Raw genomic sequence first — 16,114 nt, forward strand, 5'->3', positions numbered from 1 at the left:
CGGCTTCATCACGCCTGTCCGGCGACTGGTTCCGCCCGCAGGCGCTTGAGCGATTCGGGCAGGCGCGCATCGACCCAGGTGCCGATGTCGCGCTGGTGGCGATGGACATACAGCCCCAGCGCAATGATGCCGATGCCGATCAGCGACAGCGCGAACGGGAACAGCATCGAATCCTTGAAGATCTTCTCGGCGAGATCGCCGAGATAGATCGCAATGCCGATGGTGCCGAACACCGCGAACACCCGCCGCGACAACGCGACCGAGATCAGCAGGAAGCCGACATTCAGCGCGCAATACAGCGCCTTGTCGAGATTGGTGCCGTTCGACGTGGCGGTGATGCCGCCCCAGAATGTCAGCACGCCGAACAGATAGAGCCAGAACGCGAAATCGCCGCTGCGCTGGCGCAGGTTGACGATCACCGCAGCAACCAGAATGCCGAGGCCGAACCAGATCGAAATCTTGCGCGACATCTCCCAGTTGCCGTAGCCCGCACCGGTGATCCACGGCACGACGTCCATCGACAGGAACCACAGCGCGACCGCCATGATGAAGACGATGAAGGGAAAGCGATAGAATTGCAGTGCCACGATCGCAGCGGCGATAGTCGCAAGCTCCATGAAGACGAAGCTGCCTTTGATCCAGACATAGAAATCGCGCATCGCCTTCGGCCGGCCGAACTCGGTCCATGCACCGTAGGCATCCTGTATTCCGAACACGGCGAGCGGCGTCATTGCCACAGCCACTGCGATGAGCAGTCCGCCCGGCGTGCGCAGCTTCTTGACCGTCCAGAGATAGTGACCGGCGGCGGTGAACAGGCCGGCATAGACAAGTGCAGTGGCGGTCAGGGCCGGCCCGCCCATTTGCGAAAACGCCAGCGTCGAGAACAGCCCCATCGCTGATATCACCACCAGCGCGCCGGCATACCAGAGCAAATGCACGACATCGAATTTGGGCCTGGCAGCCGGCTGCTCCGGCACACGCGCAGTGAGGAAAGCCAGCAGGGCGTCGAGCTGCGTGGAAGGAAGCACGCCGGCTGTGACAGCCGCGCGCAGATCATCGGTCGAATATCGCATGCACTCTCTCCGCAACGCGCCATTCGACGCCGAACATTGGCCCTTTGTCGCTTACACGGGCCGGAGCGTTCAATGGCCAAAAACGATCGCTGCGAGACTACAACACCCGCGCGGCATTGCCCTTGAACAATACAGGCCCGATCGGATGGCCGGTCGGCGAGCTGTCTTCGGCTCCAGGGTGATCTCGAACAGCTGGTCGGCGACGATTTCCGGCGACAGTCGGGACCTCGCCGAAGCGACGGGCGCCGCCGTGCTGCGCCAGGTGCGCGAATGGACACTCAACCCAGAAGCGATTGATGTGGATAAATCAATCAAAGGAAATGCCCTGATAAATATCAACTACGGGATGTGTCGCGAATCTGGCGAGCTTCACCTCATTACAAATCGAAGATTTGCTTGGGGGCGATCATGTTTTCAGGATTCGCGACGCGCTTTACTGCGCGAATGACGGCGCTTGTTCTGGTGGCGTCAATGCTGACGGGGTGTGCGGAGATCAATCGAAGAGGAGGTGTCATTGCAGATGTCGAGGATTATGTCCTCTTCGTCGCACATACCAAAAGTCATCGCTTGTTTCGATCATACATGCTGATCGGCGTTCTATTGGCTGCCGCCCGACAGGGTAGCCACAATGAGATCGACAAGTCTGCAATAGCTGGGAATCTGCAATCTGCTCTGGCGATAGCGTATGAAAGCTATGCTTGTCTTTACACCAATTCAAAGAACGAAAAATGGATAGAGGCTGCCGTTACAAAGATAGGCAGCTATGAAGCGACGTCATTTCCCGAACCGGCGGTGTGCCAATTCTTCGATGAGAAGATGGCTCGCCTCGATTATGCGTTGTACAGGCTCGCATTGAGTTCATTGTTCAATGAAAGAAGTAACGCTCAACTCGCAAGCATTCGTGACAAGCTCATAGGTGAGCTTCCGGTGATCTCAGCGTCTGCAAAAGCAGCTATTTTTGCCAATAAAGCTGTCAGTCAAGCCACCACCATTGTCGACGATCTGCTCAATTTGAGTTTTTCAAGTGCAGGTCCCGTCCTGACGTTGCTCCCGTTGTACCGTGACGCGCTTGAGATGAACATGTGGGTCATTACGGATAATCTTACGAAGATCTGTGGCGATGTTGAGGGATCCGCCGAAGCGGTGCCCGTCAACTACCGACCGGTGGAAACCGGCTATCCGATGGATTGCACCACGAAGGCCTACGCGAAGTCGATATTGAGCAATGGCAATGGAAACCTAGCGCTCTGGCGAGATTTCGTGTGGCGCATGAATTATTCTGTTGGTTCAATCGAGGCCTATCAGCCGCATTTCCTTCTTGTTTCGCGTCTGATCTGGCGGTCGTGCGAGAATCTGCTCGCGAACTGCAGTAATGTCATGACAAGTTCGTTCGAGTTGGCGGCCAAACAATCTCTGATAGTGAATTGGAACACCAAACAGCTAAAGAGAACCTATAGCGCCGAAGTGCCGACCTCTTCCCGGCTTGCCCGTCAACCTGTGCTGCCGCCGTTAATCGGTACAAGCTCGCCGAAAGACGTTGTTCCTCAAGGCCGAGAGCCTGATGCTACAGGGGCAATCGGTGAACCTAAAAAGCAATAGATATCGCCTCGCGCCAACGGATGACGTCAAGCAGGACGACCTGTCAGCATTGTTAAACATTTCGTCCCGCTAGTTCTTGGGGAGAGGCCCTTACAACGCCCTTGCCGCATTCCCCTTAAACAAAATCGGCCCCGTCGGTCTTCCGATCGGCGAGCCGCCTTCGGGCTCCAGCGTGATCTCGAACAACTGATCTGCCACAGTATCCGGCAATGCTTCCAGATCGAGCTGCAATGTCCGCGACTGTCCGGTGAGACCGATGGACTTCGGGCCGATATTGCGATCCCACAGGGTCCAGACCTGCAGCGTGCGGCCGGCGGGGACGTCGATCGGGCGCAGCGGGATCAGTTCGACGCGGCCGTCGGAGAAGGTGTTGACGATGGCGCCGGTTTCCCTGGTGGCGTCGTTGACCAGCACGGCGACATAGATCGGCTTGCGCTGCGCCAGGGCGATCAGTTCGCGGCGGAGCTGGCGCGAGGTGGCGAGTGCGCCGATCAGGATCACCACAAGCATCAAGGCCGCGAACACCCCGCCGATCCCGGCGCCGCGCCAGAAGCCGATATTGTCCCACAGCGTTGCGCCGCGTAATGCAGCGCGGGCGCCGGGCAGCGGGATCGCGGGTTTGATCTTTGTGGAGTCGGCGATGCGGTCCCACAGTGCGGCGCTGGGAGCGAGCGCTTCGGCCGTGGCGTCGAGATCGGCCAATCGTTCGCGCCAGGTGCTGACGGCCCTGGCGAAATCGGCATCGTCGGTCATGCGCGCTTCGGCTGCGGCAAGCTCTGCGCCGTCAAGCAGGCCCATCACATAGTCGGCCGCGAGATCGTCGGTGGAATGCGTGTTGTCGTCGTGCATGCTCATCCCATGCACTCCTGCAGCGAGGACAGACTGCGGCGGACCCAGCTCTTCACGGTGCCGAGCGGCACCTTCAGCCGTCCGGCCAGTTCGCCATGGCTCATGCCATGGACATAAGCCAGCACCACGACATCGCGGCGCGGACGGTTGATGCGCTCCAGGCATTTGCGCAGCGCCGATGTCTCGGGCATCCGCGTCATCGTCGCCTCGCAGTCGATATCGAGCGCGCTGTCGTCGGACGCATCATAACGATGCTCGTTGCGGTGAATGCTGAGCGCGCGGTTGCGCACGACAGCATAGAGCCAGCCGCGGGCGCTGCCGCGATGCGGATCGAACGAGGCGGCGGCACCCCAGATCCGCACGAAGGCATCGTGCACGGCTTCCTCCGCGAGATCCTGCCGGAACAGGATGCGGCGGGCGACCCCGATCATCTTTGGGGCTTCGCTGTTGTAGATCATCTGCAGGGCTGCGCGATCGCCGGCTGCACAGCGCGCCAGCGCAGCCGACAGCTGCGCCTCACGCGCGTGGTCGAGGCCCGCTTCGTCGCGCCGGGTCTCGGTGATGGTGCCATTCCCAGTCATGTCCATGCCCTTGCATGGGCAGTCTACCTTCGCCGCGCGCAATTGGATGCACCCAAATGAATTTATTTTCAGGGGCGTGCATCCAGTCGGGAGGGCCCGCCGGTAGTCCTTGTGTCGGTCCCGAGGGGACCGCGGAAACACAGGGAGCCACTCATGTCATTTCGTTCGCTTTTCGCCGCCTCCGCCGCGCTGCTGCTGACTTCCGCCGCCGCCAATGCTGCCCAGGTCGCAGCCCTGGTCGGTGGCGACACCATTGCGACGGTCGATACCGCGCAGAAGAAGGCGACCGGGTCCGTCAAGGTCACTGGCATTTCCGGCGTGCTGGTTGGCATCGACGTCCGTCCGGCCGATGGCATGCTCTATGGGGTGGTCGATGACGGCACCGTGGTCACCATTGCCGCGGACGGCAAGGCGACCATAAAGTCCAAGCTCGACACCATGCTGGCCAAGGGCGTCACCGCCACCGTCGACTTCAACCCCGTGGCCGATCGTCTGCGCGTGATGGGTTCGGATGGCATGAGCCTGCGAGCCAATGTCGACGACGGCAAGGTGACAAAGGACGGCGATCACAAATATGCCGAGACCGACATGCACAAGGGCGAGAAGCCCAATGTCATCGCCGGCGCCTACACCAATTCGGTGAAGGGCACCAAGGAGACGGCGCTGTTCAACATCGACGGTACCATCGGCGCGCTGGTCAAGCAGGCGCCGCCGAATGACGGCATTCTCGGCGCCGTCGGCAAGCTCGGCATCAAGCCGGCGACCGTCGCTTTCGATATCTGGTCGGACGGCACCAAGAACGAAGCCTGGCTGATGGCTGACGGCACGCTCTATTCGGTCGATCTCGCCACTGGCAAGGCCACCGAAGCTGCCAAGATTTCCGGCGTCACCGGCAAGGTGACGGATATCGCGATCATGGGCATGTGAGTCGCACGCTGCGATTTCACGCAACATCGCCAACGAATGCCGCGCTCCATGGGAGCACGGCATTCACGTTTTGCAGGACGGATCTGCGTCCCGGCGTGGCCGCGCCATTGACTTCACGGGGTCGTTCTGGCGAACTCGATGCAACCGCATTCAGTTCGGATGCATGCCATCCAACACGCGCAGGAACACCCGATGATCGACCTTTACTACTGGAGCACGCCGAACGGCCACAAGATCACGATCTTTCTTGAGGAGGCGGGGCTGCCCTACAAGGTCATCCCGGTGAATATCGGTAAGGGCGACCAGTTCAGGGACGAGTTTCTGGCGATTGCGCCGAACAACCGCATTCCGGCGCTGGTCGATCATGCGCCCAAGAGCGGCAGCAAGCCGATCTCGGTGTTCGAGTCCGGCGCGATGTTGATGTATCTCGCCGAGAAGACCGGGAAGTTCCTGAGCGATGATCTCGCTGTGCGCTATGATGCGATCCAGTGGGTGTTCTGGCAAATGGGCGGTCTCGGGCCGATGGCCGGACAGAACCATCACTTTCGCAACTACGCCCAGGAAAAGATCACTTACGCCATCGATCGCTACGTGAACGAGACCAACCGTCTCTATGGCGTGCTCAACAAGCGTCTCGCAGATCGCAAATTCATCGCCGGTGACTACTCGATCGCCGATATGGCGAGCTATCCCTGGATCGTGCCCTACAAGAACCAGAGCCAGGACATCAACGACTTCCCGCATCTCAAGCGCTGGCTCGAAACCATCGCCGAGCGCCCCGCTGTGAAGCGCGCTTATGAGATCGCAAAAGAGGTCAATCCGAATTTCGGCCAGCCACCGATCCGCACTGAGGAAGAGCGCAAGCTGCTGTTCGGCCAGACGTCGGCTGTGGTGAAGAGTTAGCTCAGAATTACGAGAAGCAATCATGGCGCTGCAACTGTTCGAACTGGTCGGCACTGACGAAGATCGTCCCTTCAGCCCGTATTGCTGGCGCATCCGGATGGCGCTGGCGCATAAGGGCCTCGACGCAACATCGATCCCGTGGCGCTTCACCGAGAAGGACGCGATCAACAAGCACAAATCCGAAAAGGTGCCGGTGCTGCTCGACGGCGAACGCGCGGTCGCTGATTCCTGGGCGATCGCCAATTATCTTGAAGACACCTATCCGGATCGCCCGTCACTGTTCGGCGGCGAGGGCGGCCGCGCCGTGGGGCGGATGCTGAACTGGTGGGGCGACACGGTTGTGGTTGCCGGCATGTTTCCGTTCATCGTCGCGGATATTCATGGTCATCTGCGTCCGGTCGATCAGGTCTATTTCCGAGAGAGCCGCGAAGCGCGGTTCAAGAAGTCGCTGGAAGAGGTCGCATCCAACCGCGACAAGGGCGTTGATGCCTTCCGCAAGTCGCTTGATCCGATGCGTCTCACCCTGAAGACGCAGCCGTTCCTTGGTGGCGCCGCGCCAAACTATGCCGACTACATCGTGTTCGGTCCGTTCCAGTGGGCGCGCGCGATCTCGCCGTTCAAGCTGCTGGCGGAAGACGACGCGATCTATGCGTGGCGCGAAAGAATGCTTGATGCTTTTAACGGCATGGCACGGAACTCGACCGGCTATCCGGTTTGAGTTCCACTCTCTACGGGCGATGAATTGAGCAATCGCTGGTATTCATGTCCGTATACCAGCGTTATTCTCGGTGGTGTGCTTGGTGCCTTTGTGAAAATCCGAGGATATTCCCTGTAACTCTCGCTATAAGGGAATACCTCAACGATTCACGCTGTCTCACGCGCCAAGGTCTCTATGTCCGTTCCGTCTGCCAATCTCGCCGATGATGCCATGATGTTCGATCTTGCCCCGGTCTCGCTCTGGATCGAGGACTACAGCGATGTGAAGGCGCTGTTCGAACAGTGGCAGGCGCAGGGCGTCGACGACATCGAGACATTCCTGCTCGCCAATCCCGAACGGGTCCGTGAGTGCTCGCAGCACATCCGCATTCTCAAGGTCAATCGCAAGACGCTGTCATTGTTCGGCGCGCGCGACCTGTCTCACCTGACGCTCAGTCTCGGCCTGGTCATGCGCGACGATACGTTCAAGAGCCATGTGTCGGAACTGGCCCAGCTCTGGAGCGGCCGGAATCATTTTTCCAGCCATACGGTCAACTACACGCTGAAGGGCGAGCGCCTCGACATCCAGCTGCACGGCATTGTTCTTCCCGGGCATGAAGAGCGCTGGGATCGCGTGATGGTCGCCATCGAGGATGTGACCGAACGCGAAGGCGCGCGTCGTCGCCTCGCGGAGAGCGAGAATTATGCGTTCGGCCTGTTCGCGCATTCGCCGGTGTCGCTGTGGGTCGAGGATTTCAGCGGCGTCAAGCGCCTGGTGGACGAGGTCCGTGCGCGCGGCATCGAGGACTTTCGCGTGTTCACGGATGTGCACGAGGAATTCGTTTTGCGTTGCATGAGCGAAATCCGCGTGCTCGACGTCAACAGCCGCACGCTCGAACTGTTCGGCGCGCCCGACAAGGAGACGTTGCTCCGTCAATTGTCGGATGTGTTTCGCGACGAGATGGAGCCGCATTTCCGCGAACAGTTGATCGACCTCTGGGAGGGCAAGCTGTTCCAGCAACGTGAGGTCGTCAACTACGCGCTCGACGGCACCAAGCTTCATCTGCTGCTGCAGTTTTCGGTGTTGCCCGGGCATGAGCGCGACTGGTCACAGGTGCAGGTCGCGCTGACCGACATCACCGCGCGCAAGAAGGCGGAAGCCTATCTGGAATATCTCGGCACCCACGACGTATTGACGCGCACGACGAACCGCTCGTTCTTCGTGGACGAACTCAACCGGCTCGAACGCAAGGGATCGCAACCGGTCACCGTGATCGTTGCCGATCTCAACGCGCTGAAAGCTGCCAATGACGAGCTTGGTCATGCCGCTGGCGACGCATTGCTGCGCCGTGCCGGCGAGGTGTTTGGCAAACTGGTCGAAAGGCCGGCGACGGTGTCGCGCATCGGCGGCGACGAATTCGCCGTCTTACTGCCCGGAACCGATGCGGCCGGCGGCGAGGCGGTGCTGGCCTCGCTGGCGCGGCTGATCGAGGTCAACAACCAGTACTATCCTGATCTGACGCTGAGCCTCTCCACCGGGATTGCCACCAGCCGGACCGGCGAGCGGCTTGAGGCCGTGGTCAAGCGCGCCGATATGGAAATGCTGCAGGCCAAGCGCAGCTACTATGCGCAACCCGATCGCGACCGGCGCAGCGCGGGCATGGTGTAGGCAGGTTGTTGGAGCCGGTGCGCAATCGTGCGCGACGTGGATCAGGCACGTCCGTCAGGTCGCGACGTGCGCCGCCGCCTTGGCGCGCAGGCAGTCGCGACACAGGCAGTCGCCGCCTGTGGTCGGCATCGGCAGTTTCGCGGTCTCCTCGGCGCACCAGCAATTGCCCGACAGGTCGCAGCCGAATTCAGTCCCGCAATCCGAACAGGTCAGGCGGCGGCTGAGCAGCTTTAAGCTTTCTGTCCGATAATTCATGAAAGCAGCCCAAATTTCAGCGCGATTTTCATGCCGGGTTCATCTGTTCCGCCCGTATATCGGGCGTGGCGCCTGTGATGGCCAGATCCATCATAGGACGAAGGCAGAGTGAGGGAAACCCGATGGCCCGCGACCCGCAAGGTGCGCTGATTGCGCTGAACCGCTTCGGCTTCGGCGCGCGGGGCGGCGCCTCCGGCGACATCGTCAATGCGGCCTCGGATCCGCGCGGATTCGTGAAGGCCGAGCTGGCGCGCCCGCAGGCTGCACTGCTCGAATTGCCCGGCCTGCAATCGACGACGGAACTGGGGCAGGCGATGTTTGCCTATCAGCTCGAGGTGAAGACCGCGCGCGAGGCAGCGTTGAAGACCCCAGGGCTGGTCCCGGTCGAAGCCCCGCCGGCTGCGATGGACAAGAAGCCGGAAGCGCCGGCCATGACCGGCAACACCACTATGACAGTGCAGCCTGACGCACCGAAGCCGCCGCAGGCCGTCGCGCTGCCGCCCAATGTGGTGCAGAAGACCTATCGCGCGGAAGCGCTGGCGCGGATCCAGCGCGCGACCATTGCCGAGGGCGGCTTTGTCGAGCGCCTCGTCGTGTTCTGGTCGAACCACTTCTGCATCTCGGCCAGCAAGGGCGATCCGGCGCGGATGTGGGCGGGCTCATTCGAACGCGAGGCGATCCGCCCTTATGTGCTCGGCAAGTTTGCCGACATGCTGAAGGCTGTCGAACAGCATCCGGCGATGCTGTTCTTTCTCGACAATCAGCAGTCGATCGGTCCCAATTCGAAAGCCGGCGAGAGGGGCAAGCGCGGCCTCAACGAAAATCTGGCGCGCGAGATCATGGAGCTGCATACGCTCGGCGTCGGCGGCGGTTATACGCAGGCCGATGTGACGTCGCTGGCGCGGATCATCACCGGCTGGACCTTTGCCGGACGCGAAGGAAAGATCGGCATGCCGGGCAGCTTCGCCTTCAACGCCAATGCGCATGAGCCCGGGCCGCAGCAATTGCTGGGCAAGACCTATGACGACACCGGCGTAACGCAGGGCGAAGCAGCGCTCGCCGATCTCGCACGCCATCCATCGACAGCGAAATTCATCGCTAGGAAATTCGCGCAGCATTTCGTGGCGGATGCGCCGCCACCGGCACTGCTGGCGCGGCTGGAAAGCGTGTTCAAAAAGACCGACGGCGATCTGAAGGCGCTGGCGCTGGTGCTGCTCGATTCCAATGAGGCCTGGCAGATGCCAATGGCCAAGCTGCGCACGCCCTATGAATATCTGATCTCCACTGGCCGCCTGCTGGCGCGCATCCCGGAAGATCCCGGCCGTTACTTTGCGGGACTGCAGACGCTCGGCCAGCCACTCTGGACACCGCCGGGGCCGAACGGTTTTCCGGACGGCAATGCCGCCTGGGCCGTGCCCGAAGGCATGAAGCTGCGACTCGATCTCGCGGCGCAGGTTTCGACGCGGTTGCCTGACAGTATCGATCCGCGCGAGATGCTCGACGTGGTCGCTGGCGAGGCGGCCTCATCCGAAACACGACAGACGATCGCGCGCGCGGAGACGCGGCAGCAGGCTTTGACGCTGCTGCTGATGTCGCCGGAATTCCAGAGGAGATGACGATGGACTGCTGTGAAAGCCGCATGCTCGGCCCCACGCGCCGCTCGCTTCTGTTATCGGGCGCGGCCTTTGCTGCCTGGGCCTATCTGCCGAAATTCGCCCGCGCCGCCGACGCGCGCGATCCGCGTCTGATCGTCGTGATCCTGCGCGGTGCGCTCGACGGCCTCGCCACAGTCGCGCCGCTCGGCGATCCCGATTACGCGGGCCTGCACGGCTCGATCGCGCTGGCGAAGGACGGACCCAACGCGGCCATCGCGCTGGATTCGTTCTTCGGCATGCATCCGGCGATGCCGGAATTCGCGCGCATGTATCGCGACAAGAAAGCAGCCGTGGTCCATGCGGTCGCGACGTCCTATCGCGAGCGCTCGCATTTCGACGGCCAGGACGTGCTGGAGAGCGGCTATGCCGGCCCCGGCCGCGTGCAGTCGGGCTGGCTCAATCGCGCCATTGAATCGCTGCCGCGTGGCGAACGCGTCTCGTCGGGTCTTGCGATCGGCCCCACGACTCCGCTGGTGCTCCGCGGCGCCGCGCCGACGGTTGGCTGGGCGCCGGTCAATCTGCCCAATGCGGCCGATGATACAGCGATGCGGCTGATGCAACTCTATCAGGACCGCGACCCCGCACTTGCCACGGCGCTGTCGCAAGGCCTGAAGCTCGACAAGATTGCCGTTGGCGACGAGATGAAGCCGAAGGGCGGCGGCAATGCCGTAGCGGCGATGCGCCAGGTCGCACGCGGCGCGGCGAAGCTGATGGCTGCCGATGATGGCCCGCGCATCGCGGCGCTCGCCTTCGATGGATGGGATACCCATGCACAAGAGGGCGGGCCGGTCGGGCGCCTCGCGCAATTGCTCGGCGGTCTCGATGGCGCACTGGCGGAATTCGAGAGCGGCCTTGGCACGCATTGGAAGGACACGATCGTCGTCGTCGCCACCGAGTTCGGCCGCACCGCCAAGATCAACGGCACTGCCGGCACCGATCACGGTACCGGCACGATTGCCTTGCTTGCTGGCGGCGCGATCAAGGGCGGCCGGGTGATTGCGGATTGGCCGGGCCTTGCGAATGGCAAGCTCTATGAAGCCCGCGATCTTGCGCCGACCATAGATCTGCGCGCGATCTTCAAGGGTGTGCTGCACGATCACCTCGGCATCAGCGAACGCGCGCTGGCAGAGCAGGTGTTTCCGGATAGCGCACTGGTGAAGCCGGCGAAGGGATTGGTAGGGTAGCTTTCTTGCTTCCCCTCTCCTCCAGCGGAGCGAAGCTCCGCGCAGTGGGAGAGGGTGCCTGAGCGAAGCGAAGGCGGGAGAGGGTCTGGCCGCAAGCACGATAGAGCCCTCTCCCGTCTCGACCGCTGTCGCGGTCGATCCACCCTCTCCCGCGGCGCGCGGCGTTGCCGCGCTGGGGGAGAGGGGAAGAACGGCTCGCGTTATCTTCGCCTACCCCAGCGTAATCCCGTCGATCTCTTTCATCTCCTCCGCGCTGAGCTTCCACTCCGCCGCCTTCACATTTTGCTCGATCTGCTCGGGCGATGATGCGCCGGCGATGACGCTGGAGACTTGCGGGCGGGCGGCGAGCCACGAGAAGGCGAGCTCAAGCATCGAATGGCCGCGCGCGCTGACAAAGGCCTGCAGTTGATCGACCAAGGCGATGTTGCGTGGGTTCAGATAGCGCTCCTGCATATAGGGGGTCTTGCCGAAGCGCGTATCGGCGGGGACGTTCTTCAGGCCGGCATATTTACCGGTCAGCATGCCGCCGGCGAGCGGGAAGAACGGCAGCAGGCCGAGATTGAAATGCAGCGCGGCCGGCAGCAGGTCTTTCTCGATGTCGCGAACGACGAGGCTGTATTCGTCCTGGCACGACACGAAGGGCGCGACGCCCATCTGGCGCGCGGCCATCTCGGCTTCGGCGATGCGCCAGGCCGGGAAGTTGGAATTGCCGATATAGCGCACCTTGCCCTGGCGGACGAGGTCGTCGAGCGTGCGCAGCGTTTCCTCGATGGGCGTCAGCGCATCGTAGTCGTGCTGCTGATACAGATCGATATAGTCGGTCTTCAACCGCTTCAGGCTGGCTTCGACGGCGCTCATGATGTAGCGGCGCGAGGCGCCCTGCTTGCTGCCGTCATTGCTCATAGGCTTGCAGTATTTCGTCGCCAGCACGATGTCCTTGCGGCGATCGCCCAGCACTTCGCCCAGCACCGTCTCGGAGCCACCCATGCCGGCATAGATGTCGGCGGTGTCGAACAGCGTGATGCCGAGATCGATGGCCTTGTGGATGACCTTGCGCGCGGTCTCCAGATCGGTGCGTTGGCCGAAATTGTTGCAGCCGAGACCGACGGTGGAGACGCGAAGGCCGGAGCGGCCGAGATTGCGGATTTCCATGATGAGTGTGCCTTGTGAGGGAAGCGCGGACCAAGGTTATGGCGCGCGCCTCGTCACGCAGCAAGACGCTCTGCATCATGGCAGTCGCGCGGGCGCTCAGGCGATGGCGGAAGCGGACTCGGGCGTTTGAGTTTCGGGCGCGGGCAGGGCGGTCGGGGTCTTCCGCGGCGGCCCGGCGCGCAAGGCCGCGGACGTCATGCGCCGCACGGCGTTTTCCGCGTTACGCGTGATGGTCTTGCGATCAGCGGACATGTCATAGGCGACGGCCTCGCCCCAGCTTACGACGACATCGATGGCGCCCGACGACAGGATGCCGATGAAATGCGGGATCAGGTCGATGTCGCCATACCATGCCACGTTTTCGCGAAAGGCGCGGCCGACCGGCAATCCACCGAAGCCGACATAGGCGATCGACATCGGCTGCACCGTGATCTCTTTGTGATGCGTGGAATCGCCGAGCGCGTGATGCACCGAGCCGACCAGCGCCGAGCGAAACGGCAGCACGCGCATGCCGTCGCTGGAGGTGCCCTCCGCGAACAGGACCACCGCGTCGCCGGACAGCATGCGGTCGCCAATTTCCTGCGCCGTCGCGCCGGTCTTCTGCCGGCGTTCGCGCTCGACAAAAATCGTGCGCTGCAATTTGGCAAGCCAGCCAAACACCGGCCATTTGGCAACTTCGCTTTTGGCGACGAACACCACGGGCGCCCTGGCGCCGATGATAATGATGTCGAGCCAGGAGACGTGATTGGAGAGGATCAGTACTGGCGTGTCCGTCGTCCGCTTGCCGACTTCGTGAATGCGCACGCCGATCAGCGCGCAAAGGATGCGGTGAAACAGATGCGGAATACTCCGCTGCCAGCGCAGGCCGAAGGCCAGTGCGATCAGCTGAAACGGCGCCAGCAGCAGCGTCAGCATGGTCAAGGAGATCAGGACGGCGGCGAAACGGATCATGGGTTTGTTATACCGGGGCCGACTTCCGCAGGCAAAGTCAGTTGCATGAATTAAGAGAAACCACGGTAAAAAGAAGCGGTCCCGGTCAGCGCGGCAACTGACGGAGACCGCTGGGGAAGCACCCGATTGGCGACGGGGGGAAGCAACCGGCTGCATGGGGAGCCTAGCCGGGGCGAGTGACATCGCCATGACAACCCGGGATATCCACAGGCGGCGTTGTGCCCTATTCGGCCGCGTCCAGCCGGTGGGAGCTGAACACGTCGCCTTCGCGCAGCGCCAGATAGTAGTCGCGCTCGGAGAGCTCGTCAGTGTGACGAATGAGGTCGGTCACCGGAGTGTAGCTCAGCATCCGCCCGCCATCGGGCAGCACGGCGCAACTCAGCCGCAGCACCCGGCCATTGGCGAGGCGCAAGGTCGTCGGCGTGGAAGTGCCGGCGCGGATCATCTCGACGCGTCTGGCGATGAAGCTGTCGACCTCGTCGTCGGGAAGGGCGTAAGCGTGGGTATCGCGCGCATGATACATCAGCGCGATCAGCGGTGGCTTGCTGTCGGCCTTCTCGTCGGGGAGCGTGAAGTAATCGCGAAACGCGCGGTTGATGAATTCGGCGCGGGTGTCGGCATTGAGCAGGACGATGCCAATGTCGATCCTGTCGAGTGCGGCGGAAAGGCGCTGGGCAGTGGCGTGCTGTTCGTATTCGCGGGCCCGGGCCGCGCGCCGCAAGCGCAACAGGCGAATCGCCAAGGTGATCCCGACGGCTGCGATCACAATGATCACCGTTTCAATTCCCGGATCGAGAATCAGTCGCCAGTCGTAATGCATCGGCCGTACCTGTGTCCGTACATAGGTAAGAAACGCAGGTTGGCCGCTGGTTGCAGAAAGGCCCACAGTTTCCCGCCGGTGTAGCTAAGGGCGCGTGAAGAGCCCCGGCATCATTTTCCCCTTGTTCGCTTCAAATGCTATCGATGCAGCCGGAACCGTCGGCGGGCTCCGGATGTTAGCGCCGCGATTTGAAAGGACTTTAACCGAATGCCCTTCACCATTCCGCCGCTGCTGCTGCCGATCCTGATGCTGCTGGCCTCGAATATCTTCATGACCTTCGCCTGGTATGGCCATCTCAAATTCAAGGATCACTCGTTGCCCCTCGTCATCATGGTGAGCTGGGGCATTGCCTTCTTCGAATACTGGCTGGCGGTGCCCGCCAATCGCTGGGGCAGCGAGGTCTATAATGCTGCCCAGTTGAAGACGATGCAGGAAGTCATCACGCTGGTCGTGTTTGCTGCATTTTCGGTGCTGTATCTGAAGGAGCCGCTCGGCTGGAATCACGCGCTGGGCTTTGCCTTCATCGCGCTGGGGGCGTTCTTCATTTTTCACAAGTGGTCTTAACGACCGCTCACTTTCCCGCCGGCGTGATCCGCAGGATCCGCCCCGCTGAACTATCCGTCAGCAGCCAGAGCGCGCCGTCCGGTCCCTGCCGAACGTCGCGGATGCGTTCGTTGAGGTTCTGCAGGATGCGTTCTTCAGAGCTCACGGTATTGCCGTTGAGCTGCAGCCGCACCAGCATCTGGCCGGCGAGCGCGCCGGTGAACAGGCTGCCGCGCCTGCGCGGGAAGAGATCGCCGGTATAGAACGTCATGCCTGACGGGGCGATTGACGGCACCCAGTATTTCACCGGCTGCTCCATGCCTGCCTTCGACGTCGTGTCGTGCAGCTTGGCGCCGGAATAATCGACACCATAGCCGATCACCGGCCAGCCGTAATTCTTGCCCTTGCCGATGATGTTCACTTCATCGCCGCCGCGCGGCCCGTGCTCGGTCTCCCACAACTCACCGGTCGCCGGATTGATGGCGAGACCTTGCTGGTTGCGATGACCGTAGCTCCAGATCTCCGGCCTGGCGCCGTCGCGGCCGACAAACGGATTGTCTTTCGGCACAGATCCATCCGGCGCGATGCGGATCAGCTTGCCGAGATGATTATCAAGACTCTGTGCCTGATCGCGGCCGCTATAGTGTTCGCCGAGCGTGACAAACAGGTTGCTGTCAGGCGCCTGCACAATACGGCAGCCGTGGTGATTGCCCGACGACAGCGGGCCGTCCTGGCGAAAGATCACCTTCATATCGTCGAGACGCGGCGCAGTGCCGTCGATGAGCTTGCTGCGCGCGATCGCCGTGCGACCGCCGCTGCCCGAACGTTCCGAGTAGCAGAAGTAGATCGTGTTGTTCTGCGCGTAGTTCTTGTCGGTGATGATGTCGAGCAAACCGCCCTGGCCGACGGCCATCACCTCGGGCACGCCTTTCACCGCCGGCGACAACTGCCCGTGCGGCGAGACGATGCGGATGCGACCGGGCCGTTCGGTAACGAGCATGCGGCCCTCGGGCAGAAACGCCAGCGCCCATGGATAAGCGAGACCGGAGGCGACGGTCTGTACTTCGAGCCTGCCGGCCGACGAGCCGAACGAGGTGTTTTCGCCACGGGTGGTCGTGGCGATCAGAAGGCTCGCGGTCACGACGATAGCCGCCGTCAACGTGACGGTGACCCAGATCACGGGCCTTTTCATCGGTATGGCTCCATCACGGAGTCGCAGGTTGCATAAGCGATGCGCGGCATCGCGGCTGAGTGTTT

At 62.0% G+C, this 16,114-nt stretch carries 16 protein-coding genes and 1 pseudogene; 9 read left to right on the top strand and 8 right to left on the bottom strand.

The features are described from left to right. Positions 1-8: 8 nt before the first annotated feature. Complete coding sequence (locus A4A58_RS09200) at positions 9-1,073, bottom strand: hypothetical protein (RefSeq protein ID WP_068731184.1); 1,065 nt, start codon at positions 1,071-1,073, stop codon at positions 9-11. Between A4A58_RS09200 and A4A58_RS31110 the strand changes: the two genes are divergently transcribed. Together A4A58_RS31110 and A4A58_RS09205 are read left to right on the top strand one after the other, a co-directional pair. Next, positions 1,072-1,521 carry a hypothetical protein gene (locus A4A58_RS31110; RefSeq protein WP_192855899.1) on the top strand — a complete coding sequence of 150 codons (450 nt, stop codon included), beginning with the start codon at positions 1,072-1,074 and terminating at the stop codon, positions 1,519-1,521. The genes A4A58_RS09200 and A4A58_RS31110 overlap by 2 nt on opposite strands. Next, positions 1,482-2,672 carry a hypothetical protein gene (locus A4A58_RS09205; protein ID WP_139069816.1) on the top strand — a complete coding sequence of 397 codons (1,191 nt, stop codon included), beginning with the start codon at positions 1,482-1,484 and terminating at the stop codon, positions 2,670-2,672. Before A4A58_RS31110 ends, A4A58_RS09205 begins: the two co-directional genes overlap by 40 nt. A gap of 90 nt (positions 2,673-2,762) precedes the next feature. Here A4A58_RS09205 and A4A58_RS09210 read toward each other — a convergent pair whose 3' ends face one another. Together A4A58_RS09210 and A4A58_RS09215 are read right to left on the bottom strand one after the other, a co-directional pair. Next, a complete protein-coding gene (locus A4A58_RS09210) occupies positions 2,763-3,527 on the bottom strand; it encodes an anti-sigma factor (protein WP_068731186.1) in 765 nt (254 codons plus the stop codon). After that, positions 3,524-4,102: a sigma-70 family RNA polymerase sigma factor gene (locus A4A58_RS09215; RefSeq protein ID WP_081421797.1), complete on the bottom strand. Its 579-nt coding sequence runs from the start codon at positions 4,100-4,102 to the stop codon at positions 3,524-3,526. Before A4A58_RS09215 ends, A4A58_RS09210 begins: the two co-directional genes overlap by 4 nt. A gap of 153 nt (positions 4,103-4,255) precedes the next feature. Between A4A58_RS09215 and A4A58_RS09220 the strand changes: the two genes are divergently transcribed. The 4 genes from A4A58_RS09220 (at position 4,256) to A4A58_RS09235 (ending at position 8,297) form a co-directional block, all read left to right on the top strand. After that, on the top strand, positions 4,256-5,029 hold the full coding sequence (locus A4A58_RS09220; RefSeq protein ID WP_068731187.1) for a DUF4394 domain-containing protein: 774 nt from the start codon (positions 4,256-4,258) through the stop codon (positions 5,027-5,029). Between the two features lie 192 nt (positions 5,030-5,221). Beyond that, positions 5,222-5,932, top strand: coding sequence for a glutathione binding-like protein (locus tag A4A58_RS09225; protein WP_068731377.1), 711 nt, complete (start codon positions 5,222-5,224; stop codon positions 5,930-5,932). 22 nt (positions 5,933-5,954) lie between these two features. Next, positions 5,955-6,650, top strand: a complete 696-nt coding sequence (locus A4A58_RS09230; RefSeq protein WP_068731188.1) for a glutathione S-transferase family protein — start codon at positions 5,955-5,957, stop codon at positions 6,648-6,650. Between the two features lie 174 nt (positions 6,651-6,824). Next, positions 6,825-8,297 (top strand): sensor domain-containing diguanylate cyclase, encoded by a 1,473-nt coding sequence (locus A4A58_RS09235; RefSeq protein WP_068731189.1) that lies wholly within the window; start codon positions 6,825-6,827, stop codon positions 8,295-8,297. A 54-nt stretch (positions 8,298-8,351) separates the two neighbouring features. On the opposite strand, the gene A4A58_RS09240 is transcribed toward A4A58_RS09235, so the two are convergent. Next, the gene (locus A4A58_RS09240) at positions 8,352-8,552 is read right to left on the bottom strand and encodes a hypothetical protein (protein ID WP_068731190.1); all 201 of its coding nucleotides are present in this window, start codon (positions 8,550-8,552) and stop codon (positions 8,352-8,354) included. A gap of 122 nt (positions 8,553-8,674) precedes the next feature. Between A4A58_RS09240 and A4A58_RS09245 the strand changes: the two genes are divergently transcribed. Together A4A58_RS09245 and A4A58_RS09250 are read left to right on the top strand one after the other, a co-directional pair. Continuing rightward, a complete protein-coding gene (locus A4A58_RS09245; protein ID WP_068731191.1) occupies positions 8,675-10,168 on the top strand; it encodes a DUF1800 domain-containing protein in 1,494 nt (497 codons plus the stop codon). Continuing rightward, entirely contained in the window at positions 10,165-11,391 is a 1,227-nt protein-coding gene (locus tag A4A58_RS09250) for a DUF1501 domain-containing protein (protein WP_068731192.1), read from the top strand. The genes A4A58_RS09245 and A4A58_RS09250 overlap by 4 nt, the downstream gene beginning before the upstream one ends. Positions 11,392-11,601: 210 nt before the next feature. On the opposite strand, the gene A4A58_RS09255 is transcribed toward A4A58_RS09250, so the two are convergent. The 3 genes and pseudogenes from A4A58_RS09255 to A4A58_RS09265 form a co-directional block, all read right to left on the bottom strand. Then, the gene (locus A4A58_RS09255; RefSeq protein WP_068731193.1) at positions 11,602-12,543 is read right to left on the bottom strand and encodes an aldo/keto reductase; all 942 of its coding nucleotides are present in this window, start codon (positions 12,541-12,543) and stop codon (positions 11,602-11,604) included. 96 nt (positions 12,544-12,639) lie between these two features. Then, positions 12,640-13,494, bottom strand: a complete 855-nt coding sequence (locus A4A58_RS09260; protein WP_068731194.1) for a lysophospholipid acyltransferase family protein — start codon at positions 13,492-13,494, stop codon at positions 12,640-12,642. Positions 13,495-13,717: 223 nt separating this feature from the next. Continuing rightward, positions 13,718-14,266, bottom strand: a pseudogene (locus A4A58_RS09265) (PAS-domain containing protein); the annotation flags it as partial. Positions 14,267-14,521: 255 nt separating this feature from the next. Here A4A58_RS09265 and A4A58_RS09270 point away from each other — a divergent pair. Continuing rightward, on the top strand, positions 14,522-14,878 hold the full coding sequence (locus tag A4A58_RS09270) for a DMT family protein (protein WP_068731204.1): 357 nt from the start codon (positions 14,522-14,524) through the stop codon (positions 14,876-14,878). A gap of 7 nt (positions 14,879-14,885) precedes the next feature. Here the strand turns inward: A4A58_RS09270 and A4A58_RS09275 are convergent, their stop codons facing one another. Then, entirely contained in the window at positions 14,886-16,049 is a 1,164-nt protein-coding gene (locus A4A58_RS09275; protein WP_068731206.1) for a PQQ-dependent sugar dehydrogenase, read from the bottom strand. Positions 16,050-16,114: the final 65 nt, after the last annotated feature.

This window comes from Tardiphaga robiniae (genome assembly GCF_001618955.1).
Taxonomy (GTDB): Bacteria; Pseudomonadota; Alphaproteobacteria; order Rhizobiales; family Xanthobacteraceae; genus Tardiphaga; species Tardiphaga robiniae_A.